18 protein-coding genes, 1 tRNA gene and 1 pseudogene are annotated in these 14,953 nt (G+C 41.8%); 14 read left to right on the top strand and 6 right to left on the bottom strand.

Features of this window, described 5'->3' with window-relative positions; translation table 11 throughout:
- Positions 1-13: 13 nt before the first annotated feature.
- The gene (locus tag E5A76_RS10300) at positions 14-172 is read right to left on the bottom strand and encodes a helix-turn-helix transcriptional regulator (RefSeq protein WP_161118874.1); all 159 of its coding nucleotides are present in this window, start codon (positions 170-172) and stop codon (positions 14-16) included.
- A 323-nt stretch (positions 173-495) separates the two neighbouring features.
- On the opposite strand from E5A76_RS10300, the pseudogene E5A76_RS10295 reads away from it, so the two are divergent.
- Positions 496-666, top strand: a pseudogene (locus E5A76_RS10295) (IS5/IS1182 family transposase); the annotation flags it as partial.
- Positions 667-916: 250 nt separating this feature from the next.
- Here E5A76_RS10295 and E5A76_RS10290 read toward each other — a convergent pair.
- Positions 917-993 (bottom strand) — tRNA-Arg (locus E5A76_RS10290).
- 47 nt (positions 994-1,040) lie between these two features.
- Positions 1,041-2,174: a flagellar assembly protein FlgT gene (locus tag E5A76_RS10285; protein ID WP_161118873.1), complete on the bottom strand. Its 1,134-nt coding sequence runs from the start codon at positions 2,172-2,174 to the stop codon at positions 1,041-1,043.
- A 146-nt stretch (positions 2,175-2,320) separates the two neighbouring features.
- Between E5A76_RS10285 and E5A76_RS10280 the strand changes: the two genes are divergently transcribed.
- On the top strand, positions 2,321-2,956 hold the full coding sequence (locus E5A76_RS10280; protein WP_008986418.1) for a FlgO family outer membrane protein: 636 nt from the start codon (positions 2,321-2,323) through the stop codon (positions 2,954-2,956).
- 10 nt (positions 2,957-2,966) lie between these two features.
- Positions 2,967-3,428 carry an LPP20 family lipoprotein gene (locus E5A76_RS10275; protein ID WP_161118872.1) on the top strand — a complete coding sequence of 154 codons (462 nt, stop codon included), beginning with the start codon at positions 2,967-2,969 and terminating at the stop codon, positions 3,426-3,428.
- A gap of 3 nt (positions 3,429-3,431) precedes the next feature.
- Here the strand turns inward: E5A76_RS10275 and E5A76_RS10270 are convergent, their stop codons facing one another.
- The 3 genes from E5A76_RS10270 to flgA form a co-directional block, all read right to left on the bottom strand.
- The gene (locus E5A76_RS10270; protein WP_008986420.1) at positions 3,432-3,860 is read right to left on the bottom strand and encodes a flagella synthesis protein FlgN; all 429 of its coding nucleotides are present in this window, start codon (positions 3,858-3,860) and stop codon (positions 3,432-3,434) included.
- Positions 3,861-3,893: 33 nt separating this feature from the next.
- A complete protein-coding gene (flgM, locus tag E5A76_RS10265) occupies positions 3,894-4,205 on the bottom strand; it encodes a flagellar biosynthesis anti-sigma factor FlgM (protein ID WP_023933166.1) in 312 nt (103 codons plus the stop codon).
- A 109-nt stretch (positions 4,206-4,314) separates the two neighbouring features.
- Entirely contained in the window at positions 4,315-5,022 is a 708-nt protein-coding gene (gene flgA / locus E5A76_RS10260; protein ID WP_161118871.1) for a flagellar basal body P-ring formation chaperone FlgA, read from the bottom strand.
- A 149-nt stretch (positions 5,023-5,171) separates the two neighbouring features.
- Here flgA and E5A76_RS10255 point away from each other — a divergent pair, with 149 nt between their 5' ends.
- The 11 genes from E5A76_RS10255 to flgJ all read left to right on the top strand — a co-directional run bounded on the left by E5A76_RS10255 (position 5,172) and on the right by flgJ (position 14,830).
- Positions 5,172-6,107, top strand: a complete 936-nt coding sequence (locus tag E5A76_RS10255; protein ID WP_107164875.1) for a chemotaxis protein CheV — start codon at positions 5,172-5,174, stop codon at positions 6,105-6,107.
- Between the two features lie 67 nt (positions 6,108-6,174).
- A complete protein-coding gene (locus tag E5A76_RS10250) occupies positions 6,175-7,002 on the top strand; it encodes a CheR family methyltransferase (protein ID WP_008986424.1) in 828 nt (275 codons plus the stop codon).
- A 124-nt stretch (positions 7,003-7,126) separates the two neighbouring features.
- Positions 7,127-7,522 carry a flagellar basal body rod protein FlgB gene (flgB, locus tag E5A76_RS10245; protein ID WP_161118870.1) on the top strand — a complete coding sequence of 132 codons (396 nt, stop codon included), beginning with the start codon at positions 7,127-7,129 and terminating at the stop codon, positions 7,520-7,522.
- A 3-nt stretch (positions 7,523-7,525) separates the two neighbouring features.
- Positions 7,526-7,942 carry a flagellar basal body rod protein FlgC gene (flgC, locus tag E5A76_RS10240; RefSeq protein ID WP_008986426.1) on the top strand — a complete coding sequence of 139 codons (417 nt, stop codon included), beginning with the start codon at positions 7,526-7,528 and terminating at the stop codon, positions 7,940-7,942.
- A gap of 17 nt (positions 7,943-7,959) precedes the next feature.
- Complete coding sequence (gene flgD, locus E5A76_RS10235) at positions 7,960-8,685, top strand: flagellar hook assembly protein FlgD (RefSeq protein ID WP_161118869.1); 726 nt, start codon at positions 7,960-7,962, stop codon at positions 8,683-8,685.
- A gap of 6 nt (positions 8,686-8,691) precedes the next feature.
- Complete coding sequence (gene flgE, locus E5A76_RS10230) at positions 8,692-10,122, top strand: flagellar hook protein FlgE (RefSeq protein WP_161118868.1); 1,431 nt, start codon at positions 8,692-8,694, stop codon at positions 10,120-10,122.
- A 175-nt stretch (positions 10,123-10,297) separates the two neighbouring features.
- Positions 10,298-11,047, top strand: a complete 750-nt coding sequence (flgF, locus tag E5A76_RS10225; protein WP_161118867.1) for a flagellar basal-body rod protein FlgF — start codon at positions 10,298-10,300, stop codon at positions 11,045-11,047.
- Between the two features lie 16 nt (positions 11,048-11,063).
- Entirely contained in the window at positions 11,064-11,852 is a 789-nt protein-coding gene (gene flgG / locus E5A76_RS10220; protein WP_045069669.1) for a flagellar basal-body rod protein FlgG, read from the top strand.
- A 48-nt stretch (positions 11,853-11,900) separates the two neighbouring features.
- Positions 11,901-12,671, top strand: a complete 771-nt coding sequence (gene flgH, locus E5A76_RS10215) for a flagellar basal body L-ring protein FlgH (protein ID WP_161118875.1) — start codon at positions 11,901-11,903, stop codon at positions 12,669-12,671.
- A 47-nt stretch (positions 12,672-12,718) separates the two neighbouring features.
- Positions 12,719-13,810, top strand: a complete 1,092-nt coding sequence (locus E5A76_RS10210) for a flagellar basal body P-ring protein FlgI (protein WP_161118866.1) — start codon at positions 12,719-12,721, stop codon at positions 13,808-13,810.
- Between the two features lie 30 nt (positions 13,811-13,840).
- Positions 13,841-14,830 (top strand): flagellar assembly peptidoglycan hydrolase FlgJ, encoded by a 990-nt coding sequence (flgJ, locus tag E5A76_RS10205; protein WP_161118865.1) that lies wholly within the window; start codon positions 13,841-13,843, stop codon positions 14,828-14,830.
- The last annotated feature ends 123 nt before the right edge of the window (positions 14,831-14,953 follow it).

The following is a 14,953-nucleotide window of genomic DNA, read 5'->3' as shown; positions in this document are numbered from 1 at the left end:
GAGCAAAGGCTTTTTAGCCAATCATCAATAACACTTTTTCCCAACCTAGTACAACACCATTAATTCTCATTGGTTCGGGTAAAATATCTTCTTTAATCCAACGCCAAATAGTTATTCGACTTTTTCCCGTTAAATCACATAACTCTTTTGGAGTAATAATTATTTTATTCATGAAACACCTATAACTTAAAATGCTTGAGGAATGTTTCAATGTTATTCAATAAAATTATAAATGGGAAGAGGGAGAATTTTTTCTTTAACATGTAATCATATGAATTTAATGAAACTATTATCTATCTAATTCGTTGATACAAGCCCCGTTATATACCGCGAAATAATCCGTTAATATTATATTTGTCAATATTTAAATCTTATTTTTAATAAATGGACTGCTAATATCTGATTGGGTTCTAAGTCATTAATGGGTGAAAGCAAAGCGAAAAGAGTAAGTGCTGCAAGATTTTCTCTACTTACTATTTAAGCTGGCTAACTACGGCTTGTCCGCATTACATCTTTATAGGCGTTGAGCTAAGGACGTTGAAGTTTCATTTAAAGCTATAACAAGAGGTGCGATACAACATCTGACGATTGATGTAACTGCCTCAAGGTTTATTACGAAGGTGAATGGAAGGTCAAAAACATGGTATTGACGGGAAGCGTAGAGTCGAGTCAGGCGTAAGCTGAATATCTTCTTTGCATCAAGCAACAAGGTCGTAGCCTAATGATTGCAGAGTGTTCTTTATGTAAAATTGTGCCGAAACTAACACAAACTCAAAAGACAAAGACGAAATTTTGCTTTTGCTTGTAATGTGTATTTGAAGTTAGTAAATATTGCTAACTGCACTAGTAACTACACTAAATTCTGTTGAAACGAAAAAGGCTTAGCAATAGAAAATCGCTAAGCCTTTGAAAAATATGGCGCTCCCTACTGGAGTCGAACCAGTGGCCTTCCCCTTAGGAGGGGGACGCTCTATCCATCTGAGCTAAGGGAGCATGTGAACCATTATACGGTATATTCCTAAAAAATTAAGGAAATACTCCTAAGGCCTTGTTTGCTTGGTTAGTAAATCGCCAGGTTGAATGCTTGCCGCTAATTGTGGCTGATTAACGATAAGTTCTGATGATTTTTCATAAACTCTATCAACAGTTAAACTGATATCCGTTTCTACCATACGATTTCTTGGTATCCCTTTTTGATCGATAAAGCCAGCACTGTGCCAAAGTTTTAATCTGTCACCTTGCCTTACGCCATGGACACGACCTACGTTCATTTGAGCGATGTTATCATGAATGTTGATCACTTCAGGTAGACTAGCGCGGCAAGATAATGCACTTTCAATATCTAACATCATATTCTGGCTTATACGTTGAATGCTTTGACCGTAAGGAGACACCCAAAAGCGCGCTGATTGTGTATCAACATGGCTCGAACGTGAAAAAGGCCATATGCCAATTTCTCGATAATTGTTTTGATAGATTATCTCGCCTGTTTTGCCATCCATGATTTCGAGGTTAACGGCAAACTGACGGTTTACTTGCTCTTTTTTTAATCTTCCATCAGTAGTGGCTGTTAAATCAGTAATTTCGCCACCAATGAGATATTGTGCATCGTGATCTTCTGCAAGCATTGTCATTGCAGAAGCATCAGTTGCGCTAAAAGGTACAGTCGTCGTGCCTGTTACAATAAAGCTTTGTGAACGTTTTTGTATTTGTTTACCTAGAATAGAAGCAAAGTCTTTCCCTATTTTATAGACACTACCCATTGCTGCTTGCTGTGGTTCGGTAATCGAGAAGCTCCCTAACAAGATCCCTTTTTTGTATTGGGTCTTGTGGCAACTTTTTGCCGATGGGTAAATATCAATACGGCTAGTGATGTACATCTTGCCGCCAGCTTTCTTTTGTTCAAGGATAGTAATATTACGAACTTCGTTACCGCTGAATCGGTATTGCTGGCGAGGTTCTGACAAATAAGGCTTTAGTGACGATAGGCTCGCGATCTCACCGCCTGCATGTTTCATTGCTTGGAATACCGCATCTTCCAGCGCATTCACCCGCGCAGTTTCTTCACTTTCTAAAATGACGGCTTCACCAGTCACTTCTACCCATTGGGCTGAACTGAAACTGGAAAATAGCAGGCAAAATACGCCTAAGTAACGAGAAAATTTTTTATTCATAGCAGTCCGTTTAGGTATGTTTTTTGCTTTTTATTAATGCGATGAAAATAAGAATGCAAAGAGTGTTCCCAATTAGGCACTCACATTAAAGAATTTGAGTTTTGAAACGATATAAAAGAAAACATTATTTGAAGGCGGGTTTATAAATGAAGAAATGGATCGTAATTGTGTTGTCGTTAGCGCTGACAGCCTGTGCCACGCCTCCGGTTTATAATGGTAAAGAGCGATATTCTTCAGGGACGTACTCTTTAACCGATACCCCTCGCCATACGGTTGATTACTTTGTTGAAGGGCTAGCCAATCAGCTTGTAACGTCTAATCAATATCTCACTGCGAGTACACCATTAGCCGTGACGTCATTTGTTGATCTGCAAGATATGACAGAAACTAACTGGTTAGGTAACGTGGTGAGTGAAAACTTCATGTATCAGATGCAGCAACGTGGTTTCACTGTTGTGGATTATAAATCGACAGGGGTGATCAAAGTGACCAGTGATGGTGATTTTAGTATTAGCCGCAATTGGAGAGAGTTAGCCTCACAGCAGCCTGTCGATTATGTGCTAACTGGCACCATGTTGCGTCAAAGTGGTGGTGTACTGGTGAATGCTCGCATTATTGGTATGCGATCGAATGTTGTGATTGCGACAGCACAAGGCTTTTTACCAGCTGAACGTATTGGTCGCGATTTAGATTTTATGAATAAGATCCAACTGCGAAATGGTGTGATCATGCGCTCTGATGTGCGTAATCGACCTGATAATAATGTGATTTTAAAGCCTTAGGGAGTAAGGAATGAAACTGTATGTAGCCGTTGCTGCCGCTATCTTATTATTGTCTGGTTGTAGTAATACTTCCTCTGGTGGAACAAAGCCGCCAGGTCCAGATTTAACGCAGAGTAAAGATGTGATCCATGCTGTGGGTTATGCATCGATCAGTGAGCAGAAAGGCAGAACCAAGGAAGAGAAAAGTATTCGAGCTATGCGTGCATCAAAACTTGATGCTTATCGTGAATTGTCTGAGCAAATTTATGGTCTTCGTATTAGTGCGACTACATCACTTGATGATCAGCAATTAGGTTATGAGAATACCGATGGCGCGGTTGATGGGGTGATCCGTGGAGCAAAAGTGATCCGTAGCTACCCTGTCGGCGATAGCTATGTGACAGAAATGGAGCTCAATATCGGTTTAATGGAACGCATGAAGCAACACGGAGAAGTGTTCCATGTGCCGAATAAACAAGAAGTGATGTTCTAGTAATTATGCTTTGAGATTGGTGCCTAATGACCGAACATTTTGTGCGATACCTTCGCTGTTATAGGTCATTTGGTGCCGTCCACGGCTTTGTTGGAATAGGTTATTGAGCTTATGAAAGCTCAAATGAGCACGCTGTAACACCTCGCCGTTAATATCATTATATTGCTGACATTCTTGTACGAGATTTTGAATTGCAGCAACCTGTGATTGGTATTCTTCAATCTGCGTTAATTGTTCTCGTTCTTCATGGGAAGAAAGCAAGTAATCGTGCTGTTGGATTTTGTAGATCAGATCAAGCTTCTCTTTGGCAATTTGTTCGATCTCTAATGCTTTGCGGCGAGTAATTGCCACTCTTTCTTGTTTAAGAAGATCGATTAAAGACAATAAGGTTGTTTGTTGTACTTCAAGCAGTTGCCCAAGTGTCTGTTTCATTGCACTGATCTCAGTCGTAATATGCAGGTACTATTAAAGCCCATTAAGCTCGTCTTCAAACTTTAACATGTTTGCTGCAAGTTTATCGGCATCAATAGTATATGAGCCATTGGCAATCGCTTGTTTGATCTCTGCCACTTTTCCAGCATCAAAGCTTGGCTCAGTTGCTAATTGTTGATGGATCTGACCTACGGCTTTACCTTGCGAGCTAAGTGATACTTCATCATGTTGCTCTTTGGCAACGCTAGCTGCTGCAGATGTTTGGTTATCTGATGATGTTTTTTGTTGGCTAATACGTGTGGTGTTAAGCGGTTGCCCACCACGTAATTGATCGATATTTGCCATAATAATTACCTTGAATATTTAACTTTGATACCTAGCTATCGGCAAAGTAGGTTAAGACTTTAGCGATTATTATGCAGATAATGTGATTTATTTGCAGTAATAACAAAAGCTAGTATTTGACTGTCACTTCACCAACCGCAGTAATAATAGCATCAATCATACGTCGAGACTTTGTATTCTGTACCCGGATCTCGTCACCAATAGCGCCATCAGACAGCGCTTTTCCGGTTGTGACAATATTTAGCCCGCCAGTCCCTGCACGAATAATGACACTGTCATTGCGGCATACTAAGCAAATATCACGAGCTTGTACCATTTCACCAGCCTTGACTGAACGCTTTACTTTAGAGCCGATGATTTCTCGCGGATCATCAAAACTGCTACCTCGTTGGAAACGACTTTCAATCATTTGCACAGAAAGCTTATCAGGTGTGAGAACCATTCCTCGTCCTAAGGCAACTGCTGCCACAACCTTTGGCAAGGTAAGTTGTACATTCACAGGGACATATAATTGCCAATCTTCTGTTGGGCACTGAACTAATACGGTGACATTACCACTTAACGTTTGTTTTCCGGGAAGAGAAGCTTCGAGGGGGCTAGAGCAGGAAGAAAAACGCAGGCGATTATCAAGCTTAGCTGCTTCAATTTTTAATTCCCCTTTTTCAGGTAAGGAAATTTGCTGTTTTATCAGCTCTTCAGCGGCATTCTGCACCGAATCTAGCACACTATCAGTTGATGCGAAGATATTTGTGCTAAAGAAAAACAGTAAGAAGCCGATAATTGTCGGCAAGAGTTTTTGATCTCTGTGGCTTGTCACGGTAAATGCTCTTTGGTCATGATTAGAATTACTATAACATTCGCTATGATAGGTAGATATTCTAATATATTGATTATTTATCTGATGTGATCGTGAGTGGAATAACTTGTGTTCGCGAGCGGACTTAAATACGACAGGGAGTTAATCCAATGACAGGTATTTTGGATTCAGTAAATCAGCGGACACAGTTAGTCGGACAAAACCGATTAGAACTGCTGACATTTCGATTAAACCGACGTCAGCGTTACGGTATTAACGTTTTTAAAGTAAAAGAAGTGTTGCAGTGCCCACAGTTAACCGCAATGCCAAACTTACATCCTCTTATTAAAGGTGTGGCTCACATCCGAGGGCAAACTATTTCCGTTATTGATATGAGTTTGGCAACAGGTGGTCGTCCAATTACGGATTTGACCAACTGCTTTATTATTATTTCTGAATTTAACCGCTCAGTGCAGGGATTTCTGGTTTCATCTGTCGAGCGCATTATTAATATGAACTGGGAATCGATTTTGCCGCCACCACAAGGTGCTGGGCGCAGTAACTATCTGACTGCGGTAACAGAAATTGATGGTGAATTGGTTGAGATTTTGGATGTGGAGAAGATCCTTGATGAGATCTCACCGGTTAATACTAATATCTCTGGCAGTGTATTAGAGGATTTAGTTGAAAATGGCCCTGCGATACGCCGTGTACTGGTTGCTGACGATTCAACCGTTGCCCGTAAGCAGGTTCAACGTGCGATTGAAGCGATCGGATGCGAGTGTGTATTGGTCAAGGATGGTAAAGAAGCCATCATGAAATTACGTGAAATGGCAGAGCAAGGTTCGATTTACGAGCAGTTGTCATTGATTATTTCTGATATTGAAATGCCAGAAATGGACGGTTACACCTTAACGGCTGAAATTCGAAACGATCCAAAATTAAAAGATCTGCATGTGATTTTGCATACATCTCTCAGCGGTGTTTTCAACCAAGCCATGGTTGAGCGCGTTGGAGCCAATGCTTTTATTCCTAAATTTAACCCTGATGAGTTAGGCCGCGCTGTCAAAGGTGCGATGCCAGATGTGCCGGCAACATCAGCGTAATTACCCAAAATTATTATAAATTATTGAGCATTTAATGCCGAAACGTACTGACAAAGAAGAGTTGTAAATGACAGCAGTAACTGTAAATGATCAAGAATATCGTGAGTTTTGCCGATTTCTTGAAACTCAATGTGGCATCGTGTTAGGCGATAGCAAGCAATACTTAGTGCGTAGTCGTTTAAGCCCGTTAGTGAACCGTTTTTCTTTATCATCGCTTTCCGAATTACTGCAAAATGTGATTGCAGGACGTAATCGTGAATTACGTATTGCGGCGGTGGATGCGATGACAACTAATGAAACCTTGTGGTTCCGAGATGGTTATCCATTTACTGTATTAGCAGAGAAAATTTTACCTGAATTAGCGGCAAACAAGCGCCCAATTAAAATTTGGTCCGCTGCGAGCTCTTCAGGGCAAGAGCCGTATTCGATGGCGATGACAGTATTAGAAACACAAGCTAAGCGTCCAGGTTTCTTACCTTCGATTCAGATCACGGCAACAGATATTTCTCAGACCATGTTAGAAACCTGCCGTGCCGGGGTTTATGACAACTTAGCGTTAAGTCGAGGCTTATCGCCTGAGCGTCGTCGTATGTTTTTTGAAGATAACGGCGATGGCAAAATGAAGGTGAATGCGAAAGTTAAGCAAATGGTTAACTTTAGGCCGCAAAACTTAAAAGATAGCTATGCACTGCTGGGTAAGTTTGACGTTATTTTTTGTCGTAATGTACTGATTTATTTCTCACCTGAAATGAAAGCCAAAGTGTTAAATCAATTGGCGGCAAGTTTAAACCCGGGCGGATATTTATTCCTTGGGGCATCGGAGTCGTTAACGGGATTAACTGAACAATTTGAGATGATCCGCTGTAATCCGGGTATAATCTACAAATTGAAGTAATTAAAAGAGCGCTACTGAGGTAGCGTTTTTTGTTTTTATCGCATTTTCATCTCTCTATATTCTCACTTCTTAAAATTGGCACTGTCTTTGCTTTATTACTGCTAAGTAATTGTGGAGGCAAGATATGTCCATTTCGTTTGATAAAGCATTAGGGGTTCACCAGCATACGGTTGGCGTACGTGAAAAGCGTGCAGAAACCCTTGCGAGTAATATCGCCAATGCCAATACCCCAGGTTATAAAGCTAAAGATATAGACTTTCAGCGTGCCCTTAATGCGGCAACATCTGGGGCAAATATTGGCCTAAGTCGAACGAATGGGCGGCATATTAATGCCACAACCCAAGTCACAGGTGAGCAAAAGTTCCGTGTGCCAACCCAACCTGATACTGGTGATGGCAATACCGTAGATGCACAACTTGAGCAAAACATGTTTATGCAAAACAGTATTGAATACCAAGCATCATTAGACTTTCTAGGTTCCAAGTTTAAGAACCTGAGCAAGGCACTGAAAGGGGAATAATAAATGAGTTTATTTAATGTATTTAATGTAACGGGATCGGCAATGAGTGCAGAATCTGTTCGTTTGAATACCACATCAAGTAACCTTGCTAACGCCAACAGTGTCAGTAGCTCAGCAGAAGAAACGTATAAAGCACGTCATCCGATTTTTGCTGCCGCATTAGAATCGGCATCGTATAACCGTGAAGACAGTGTGCCGGTGCAAGTAAAAGGTATTGTGGAAAGTGAGCGTCCGTTAACGGCGGAGTACAACCCGGATCACCCAATGGCGAATGCACAAGGTTTTATCTATAAGCCAAATGTGAATGTGATGGAAGAGATGGCGAACATGATCTCAGCGTCTCGTTCATACCAGAATAATGTTCAAGTAGCTGATGCCAGTAAGCAAATGCTAATGAAAACCTTGCAGATGGGTAAATAAGGTAAGGAGTTGACACAATGAGCACGATCAATGGTGCTGGCAACAGCAATCTTTCTTACCTTGACCAGCTAAAAAGCATGCAAGATAAGAAAGTAGAACAAGAGCAAGAAGTCACAGGTAAAAACCAGCTTAAACAAGATGATTTTTTGTCTTTATTAACAAAGCAGTTAGCGCAGCAAGACCCATTCAAGCCCGTTGGTAACGATCAAATGATCGCACAGATGGCATCATTTGCCACCGTTGATGGCATTAACAAAATGAATGAGCAGTTTGGTTCACTCAACAGTGCGATGACATCAAACCAAGCGCTACAAGCCTCATCCTTGGTTGGGCAAGATGTGTTAATACCAAACTCTACAGCAATGCGTAGTAGTGAAGGTGAAATGTCCGGTATGGCACGTTTGAGTAACAGCGTTGATAACGCGATCTTACGTGTGGAAACTGCGCAAGGCGAGTTAGTCAAAACCGTTAGCTTAGGGGCCAAACCTGCCGGTGAACATGCCTTTACTTGGGATGGTAAAGATGATGACGGCAATGTTATGCCGGAGGGTATGTACAAGTTTTCTGTCTCTGGCAACGTGCAAGGCGAGAGCCAAAACTTTGAAGTACTAACACATGCTAACGTGAACAGCGTGCTGCTAGGTAACAATAATAGTCAGGTGATGTTGAATCTCGCTGGCTTCGATAAGCCAGTTCAATTGGCTGATGTTCTACAAATTGGTAAAGCGACACAAAAAGGATAATCGAATATGAGTATGAACATTGCGTTGAGTGGGTTAGGCGCTGCTCAAAAAGATCTGAATACCACCAGTAATAACATTGCCAATGCCAACACCTTTGGTTTTAAAGAGTCACGGGCTGAGTTTGGTGATGTGTACTCAAATTCTATTTTCTCTAATGCCAAAACTACTACGGGTGGCGGTGTACAAACATCAACGGTTGCTCAGCAGTTTCACGAAGGCTCAAGTATTTACACTAATAACCCGTTAGATTTACGTGTATCTGGTTCTGGCTTTTTTGCCGTTGCTGAAAATAAAAATGAGCCAAGCAATAATCACATCACGCGTAACGGTGCGTTTCATTTAAACAATGAAAATGAGTTAATTAACTCAGAAGGTAAGTTTTTATTGGGCTACCCAGTAAATAAAGATTCTAATACCGTGGCATCTTATGAGCCAAAATCAATGAAAATTGATGATACCTTTGGTCAGCCAACCAAATCAGGTACGATCAAAGTGTCATTGAATTTACCTAATAAAGAAACGGCCCCTAAAAACAGTCCGTTTGATTTTAAAGATCCTGATTCTTTTAGCCGCTCGACATCATCCACCATTTATGACTCATTAGGTAAGCCGTATAAGATGACGACTTACTACGTGGCAAAATATAACCCTGATGCTGTGGCACCAGCACCAAACAATGCCAATACATGGGAAGTGTTCCAAACCGTGACCAATAATAACGGTGAAGAAGTCGCACTGGATGTGAAAGCAGGATCTTTACCTGCTGGTTATACGGCAACAGGTAAGGCTAATGCTGCTGGTGAGGCACATATTGGCTATATCATGAAGTTTGATGAAAACGGTCAGCCATTCCCTGGTTCACCAGAAATTCCAGGTGATGATACTGTTACTCCACCAATTCCAACGGTTCCAGCCGTTGCTCCATCACCACTTAAAATCGAAATGGAAACATTTGCAGACGCTAAAATCGATGTTGGTGGTGCCGATCCTACACAAGCTCTAACCATGACATATGATGATCCTACTCAGTACGCATCAGCATTTGAAATCCGTAAATTCCAAGATGTAGATGGCGCAACAACGGGTTACCTATCAAAGGTAGATATTGATCCTGAAGGCAATATTTTAGCGTCTTACTCAAATGGTAAAGATGTTGTTGTCGGTCGCGTGGCATTGGCTCGTGTTTCTAATGAACAAGGTTTAGCGCAGCTTGGCGGAACACTTTGGAATACCACTCAAGAATCAGGTCAAGCCATTTGGGGCGATGCGTCACAAGGTTCATTTGGTGCGATCAAGAGTGGTACGCTTGAGCAATCAAATATCGATATGACTCAAGAGCTGGTGGATTTGATCACCGCACAACGTAACTTCCAAGCAAGTTCTCGTGCGCTTGATGTGAATAACCAGCTACAACAAAACATCCTACAAATCCGTTAAGTTTGACTAGTTACTATCCTATTGCCGCTTCAGGGTATGAATGAAGCGGCAATTTTTTTCCTTTCTTCTGTTGCTTCTCCTCTATCTGCTATTAATTCTCTGTAAATAAAAGAAAAATATAATTGGCTTAGTTCTTGCTTTATTGATGCTGTTAGGAAATAGGAGTGTCAAAAAAATGGATCGTGCTCTGTATCTAGCCATGAGTGGCGCAAAACAAGATATGTACGGTATGCAAGTTCATGCCAATAATTTGGCGAACGTTAATACCACCGGCTTTCGTGCTGACTTACAACAAGCGCGTAGTATGCAAGCCTATGGTGAAGGTATGCCAAGTCGTGTGTTTTCAATGGCTGAACGTCCGGGCAACGACTTTGCTCAAGGTTCAGTGATTAATACCGGACGTGATTTAGATGTGGCGATCCAAGGTGATGGTTGGTTAGCGGTGATGGATGCCAAAGGGCAAGAAGCTTATACCCGTGCTGGCCACTTAAAAATTGATCAAACGGGCATGTTACAAAACAGCAATGGTCAATTGTTATTAGGCCAAAACGACAGTCCTATTTTTATTCCTCTACCTATTAGCAAGATTGAAATCGGCAAAGACGGTACGGTTTCAGTATTGCCGCAAGGCGCACCACCAGATGCGATGGCAGTTGTTGATCGCATTAAGTTAGTGAGCGTTGATAATCATGTGTTATTTAAAGATACCGACGGCTTATTCAAACTAACAGGCGATCGTATCCCACAAGATGCGGATGCGAATGTCACACTTGCAAAAGGTATGTTAGAAGGCAGTAACGTCAATGCGGTATCTGAAATGACCAGCATGATCGATCTGCAGCGCCACTTTGAAATGCAAGTAAAACTGATGAAAACCGCAGAAGAAATGGACAAGTCATCTTCTTCTCTTATGCGTATTGGCTAATTAAAAGGACAGAACAATGCATCCAGCTCTATGGGTAAGTAAAACCGGTCTTGACGCGCAGCAGACGAATATCTCGACCATTTCAAACAACTTGGCGAACGCCTCAACGGTTGGTTTTAAAAAAGGCCGTGCGGTTTTCGAAGATCTGTTTTATCAAAATATTAATCAGCCAGGTGGTCAATCAACTCAAGATACTACGTTACCAACAGGATTAATGTTGGGTGCGGGTTCTAAAGTCGTCGCAACGCAAAAGGTATTTACCCAAGGTAATACTCAGACGACGAATAACGCTATGGATATGATGATTGAAGGTGATGGCTTTTTCCAAGTGCTATTGCCTGATGGCAACATCGGTTATACCCGTAACGGTCAATTTACCATTAATGCTGATGGTCAATTAGTAACAAGCGGCAGTGGTTACCCAGTACAACCTGAAATTGTCGTGCCTGAAGATGCAGTGGGTATTACAGTCGGTACTGATGGTGAAGTATCAGCTCGTATTCGTGGCGAGCAAGAAAACCAAGTGTTAGGTCAAATTACCACCGTTGATTTCATAAACCCTGGCGGTTTAGAGCCAATTGGACAGAACTTGTTTTTACCAACAGGTGCCAGTGGCGATCCACAAGAAGGGACCCCGGGCTTAGAAGGTTACGGCTCTATCCGTCAATCGATGCTAGAAACTTCTAACGTAAACGTGACTGAAGAGCTAGTAAACATGATCGAAGCGCAACGTGTTTACGAGATGAACTCAAAAGTCATTTCAACAGTCGATCAGATGTTGAGCTACGTTAACCAGCAGCTTTAATAAGTTGAAATAAATCACGATCAGGTGAACAGAATGAATCGTCAATGGATGAAAGGATCATTAGTGGTATTGAGCTTGGTGCTGACGGGGTGTATGTCAACACCACCTGATGTTGCAGGCAGTGATATCGAAAAAGCCACGACGAATGTTGATGCGGTAGAAGGCAAAGAGAAAGAGTCGAAAGGGCTGATTGATATGATCCGCAAACGTGAAGATCCTGAAGCTGGCGATCCTGCATGGAACCCTGTTCGTCCACAAGATAAGCCGGAACATTACGCCACAGCAACTGGCTCTTTGTTTAATCAATCACAAGTTCAAGATCTCTACGATGATACTAAGCCTCGTGGTATTGGCGATATCGTGACGATTTTATTGGAAGAGAAAACTGCAGCGAAAAAGAGTGCAAGCTCTGATCTCGATAAATCAACCGATTTGAAGATGCAGCCGATTGAGCTTGGTGGTAAGCCAGTAACTATTCGTGATTACAACCTGTCTTATGGCATGTCCAATAACAACACTTTCGCAGGTTCAACGTCAGCAGATCAAAGCAACAGCATTAAAGGCTCTATCTCGGTGGAAGTGGTGGAAGTGCTGAATAACGGTAATTTGGTGATCCGTGGTGAAAAGTGGCTAACCCTAAACACAGGAGATGAATACATTCGTGTTAGCGGACATATTCGCCCTGATGATATTAGCCAAGATAACACCATTGCTTCGACCCGTATTTCTAATGCCCGTATTCAATATTCAGGCACAGGTGATCGCCAAGATGTGCAAGATCAGAACTGGTTATCACGCTTCTTTAATGTTGCTTTCTAAGCATTGGCTTTTATAAAAACATCACGCCTCAGGGACGGGAGAGTAAATTGAATTTCCGCACAATTATCCTTCTAGGATTCGTTTTATTATCTAGCTCGGCGAATGCTGCTCGTATCAAAGATGTAGCGTCCGTTGCTGGCGTGAGAAGTAACCAATTGGTGGGTTATGGTCTGGTGGTAGGCTTACCGGGTACTGGCGAAACCACGCCGTTTACTGATCAAAGCTTTAACGCCATGCTGCAAAATTTCGGCATTCAATTGCCAGTGGGTACTAAACCAAAAATTAAAAACGTTGCTGCCGTAGCGGTAAATGCGACTTTGCCACCGTTTACTAAACAAGGTCAAACCATTGATATAACAGTATCTTCCATTGGTTCTGCCAAAAGTTTACGTGGCGGCACATTATTGCAAACCTTCCTTAAAGGTTTAGATGGCAAGGTTTATGCAATAGCTCAAGGAACACTGGTTGTTGGTGGTTTTAGTGCTGAAGGTGCGGATGGCTCAAAAGTAATAGGCAACACCCCAACCGTAGGTCGAATTTCTAACGGTGCAATGGTTGAACAAGAAGTTCCTAATCCGTTTGGGCGTGGTGATTACTTAACTTTTAACTTGCACGATTCGGATTTCACCACGGCTCAGCGTATGGCTGATTCTATCAATCAGTTCTTAGGGCCAAACATGGCATCAGCGGTCGATGCGACGTCGATTAAAGTACGTGCACCTCGTGATGTTAGCCAGCGTGTTGCGTTTCTCTCAACTGTTGAGAACATTGAATTCGATCCAGCGGAAGGTTCAGCAAAAATTATTGTTAATTCTCGTACCGGTACTATTGTTATTGGTCAGCACGTGAAGTTAAAACCAGCAGCAATTACTCATGGTGGGATGACGGTTTCGATTAAAGAGAACCCGAAAGTGAGTCAGCCAAATGCGTTTGCTGGTGGTGAAACTACAGTGGTTCAGAACAGTAATATTACGGTTGAAGAATCCGATTCTCGCATGTTTAAGTTTGAACCTGGTGTCACGCTGGATGAGTTAGTACGAGCAGTAAACCAAGTGGGGGCTGCACCATCTGACTTAATGGCAATTTTACAGGCATTGAAACAAGCGGGTGCCATTGAAGGGCAATTGATCATCATCTAATTGCGATGTGATAAACATAAGGATAGCGACATGAAGCAAGTTGATCCCGGTTTTATTCATGATATTAGTAATCTTGATCGATTACGTGCCGGTATTGGTGAAGACTCCAAGGGATCATTGCGTCAGGCAGCTAACCAGTTTGAAGCGATTTTTACCCAAATGCTGTTCAAATCTATGCGGGATGCCAACACCGCTTTTGAATCTGATTTAATGAGCAGTAATAACAGCAAGTTTTATCAGCAAATGCATGATGAGCAAATGTCATCTCAGCTAAGTACTCAAGGCAGCTTAGGCTTGGCTGATATGATTGTAAAACAACTTGGTGGTGAAGAGGGCGAGAAAAAAACACATACTCCAACCACCGATTTGTTCCCGAAAAAAGAAAATACCGATCCTATGTTTGTGCGCCCGATTGATGCTAAGCCAAAGCCTTTGCATCTGCCGCAACAAGATGATCAAAACTCACAAGCAGCCAAGCAAGTATTAGAACAATACAAGCAACGTTTAAAAACAGCTGATGTTCAGCCGCCACTTCGCCAACAACCTGAGCCTGATAGCTTTGAAACACCGAAAGCTTTTGTTGAACACATGGCACCTTATGCAACCAAAGCGGCACGTGCGTTGGGTACTGATCCTGCCATGCTGATAGCGCAAGCTGCATTGGAAACAGGTTGGGGTAAAAAAGTGATCAAAAATGCGGCTGGTACCAGTAATAACTTATTCAATATTAAGGCTGATCCTCGTTGGAGTGGGCAAAAGGTTGCCACACGAACATTGGAGTACCATAACGGTGTTGCAGTGCAAGAAAATGCCGCTTTTCGCTCTTATGGATCGTATCAAGATAGCTTTCAGGATTTCGTGAAGTTCTTACAGCAGAATCCTCGTTACTCAACGGCACTTAAACACAGTGGCGAGCCGAACCAGTTTATTCGAGAAATTCATAAAGCAGGATATGCCACCGATCCTAATTACAGCACTAAAGTATTAGCAGTAATGAAAAAGGTGAAAACATTAATGTGATAAAAGATGGACAATAAAAAAGGGAGTGAAATAAAGGAAGAATAAAAATAAAGATAATATTAAATAAACAGTAAATATTCTATCAAATAACATTTGATGGAAGTTTTCTTATATCTTAAATAT

Source organism: Photobacterium lucens (genome assembly GCF_009873615.1).
Taxonomy (GTDB): domain Bacteria; phylum Pseudomonadota; class Gammaproteobacteria; order Enterobacterales; family Vibrionaceae; genus Photobacterium; species Photobacterium lucens.
The sequence above is the reverse complement of the archived record's forward strand: the minus strand, read 5'-3'. Positions and strand labels throughout refer to the sequence as shown.

Bases quoted from the DNA above. Each gene is read 5' to 3' on its own strand.
- flgB (WP_161118870.1), top strand. From the start codon at position 7,127: ATGTCCATTTCGTTTGATAAAGCATTAGGGGTTCACCAGCATACGGTT.
- flgM (WP_023933166.1), bottom strand. From the start codon at position 4,205: ATGGCAAATATCGATCAATTACGTGGTGGGCAACCGCTTAACACCACA.
- flgD (WP_161118869.1), top strand. From the start codon at position 7,960: ATGAGCACGATCAATGGTGCTGGCAACAGCAATCTTTCTTACCTTGAC.
- E5A76_RS10270 (WP_008986420.1), bottom strand. From the start codon at position 3,860: ATGAAACAGACACTTGGGCAACTGCTTGAAGTACAACAAACAACCTTA.
- E5A76_RS10285 (WP_161118873.1), bottom strand. From the start codon at position 2,174: ATGAATAAAAAATTTTCTCGTTACTTAGGCGTATTTTGCCTGCTATTT.
- E5A76_RS10250 (WP_008986424.1), top strand. From the start codon at position 6,175: ATGACAGCAGTAACTGTAAATGATCAAGAATATCGTGAGTTTTGCCGA.
- E5A76_RS10255 (WP_107164875.1), top strand. From the start codon at position 5,172: ATGACAGGTATTTTGGATTCAGTAAATCAGCGGACACAGTTAGTCGGA.
- E5A76_RS10300 (WP_161118874.1), bottom strand. From the start codon at position 172: ATGAATAAAATAATTATTACTCCAAAAGAGTTATGTGATTTAACGGGA.
- flgH (WP_161118875.1), top strand. From the start codon at position 11,901: ATGAAAGGATCATTAGTGGTATTGAGCTTGGTGCTGACGGGGTGTATG.
- E5A76_RS10275 (WP_161118872.1), top strand. From the start codon at position 2,967: ATGAAACTGTATGTAGCCGTTGCTGCCGCTATCTTATTATTGTCTGGT.
- flgG (WP_045069669.1), top strand. From the start codon at position 11,064: ATGCATCCAGCTCTATGGGTAAGTAAAACCGGTCTTGACGCGCAGCAG.
- flgF (WP_161118867.1), top strand. From the start codon at position 10,298: ATGGATCGTGCTCTGTATCTAGCCATGAGTGGCGCAAAACAAGATATG.
- flgC (WP_008986426.1), top strand. From the start codon at position 7,526: ATGAGTTTATTTAATGTATTTAATGTAACGGGATCGGCAATGAGTGCA.
- flgJ (WP_161118865.1), top strand. From the start codon at position 13,841: ATGAAGCAAGTTGATCCCGGTTTTATTCATGATATTAGTAATCTTGAT.
- flgE (WP_161118868.1), top strand. From the start codon at position 8,692: ATGAGTATGAACATTGCGTTGAGTGGGTTAGGCGCTGCTCAAAAAGAT.
- E5A76_RS10280 (WP_008986418.1), top strand. From the start codon at position 2,321: ATGAAGAAATGGATCGTAATTGTGTTGTCGTTAGCGCTGACAGCCTGT.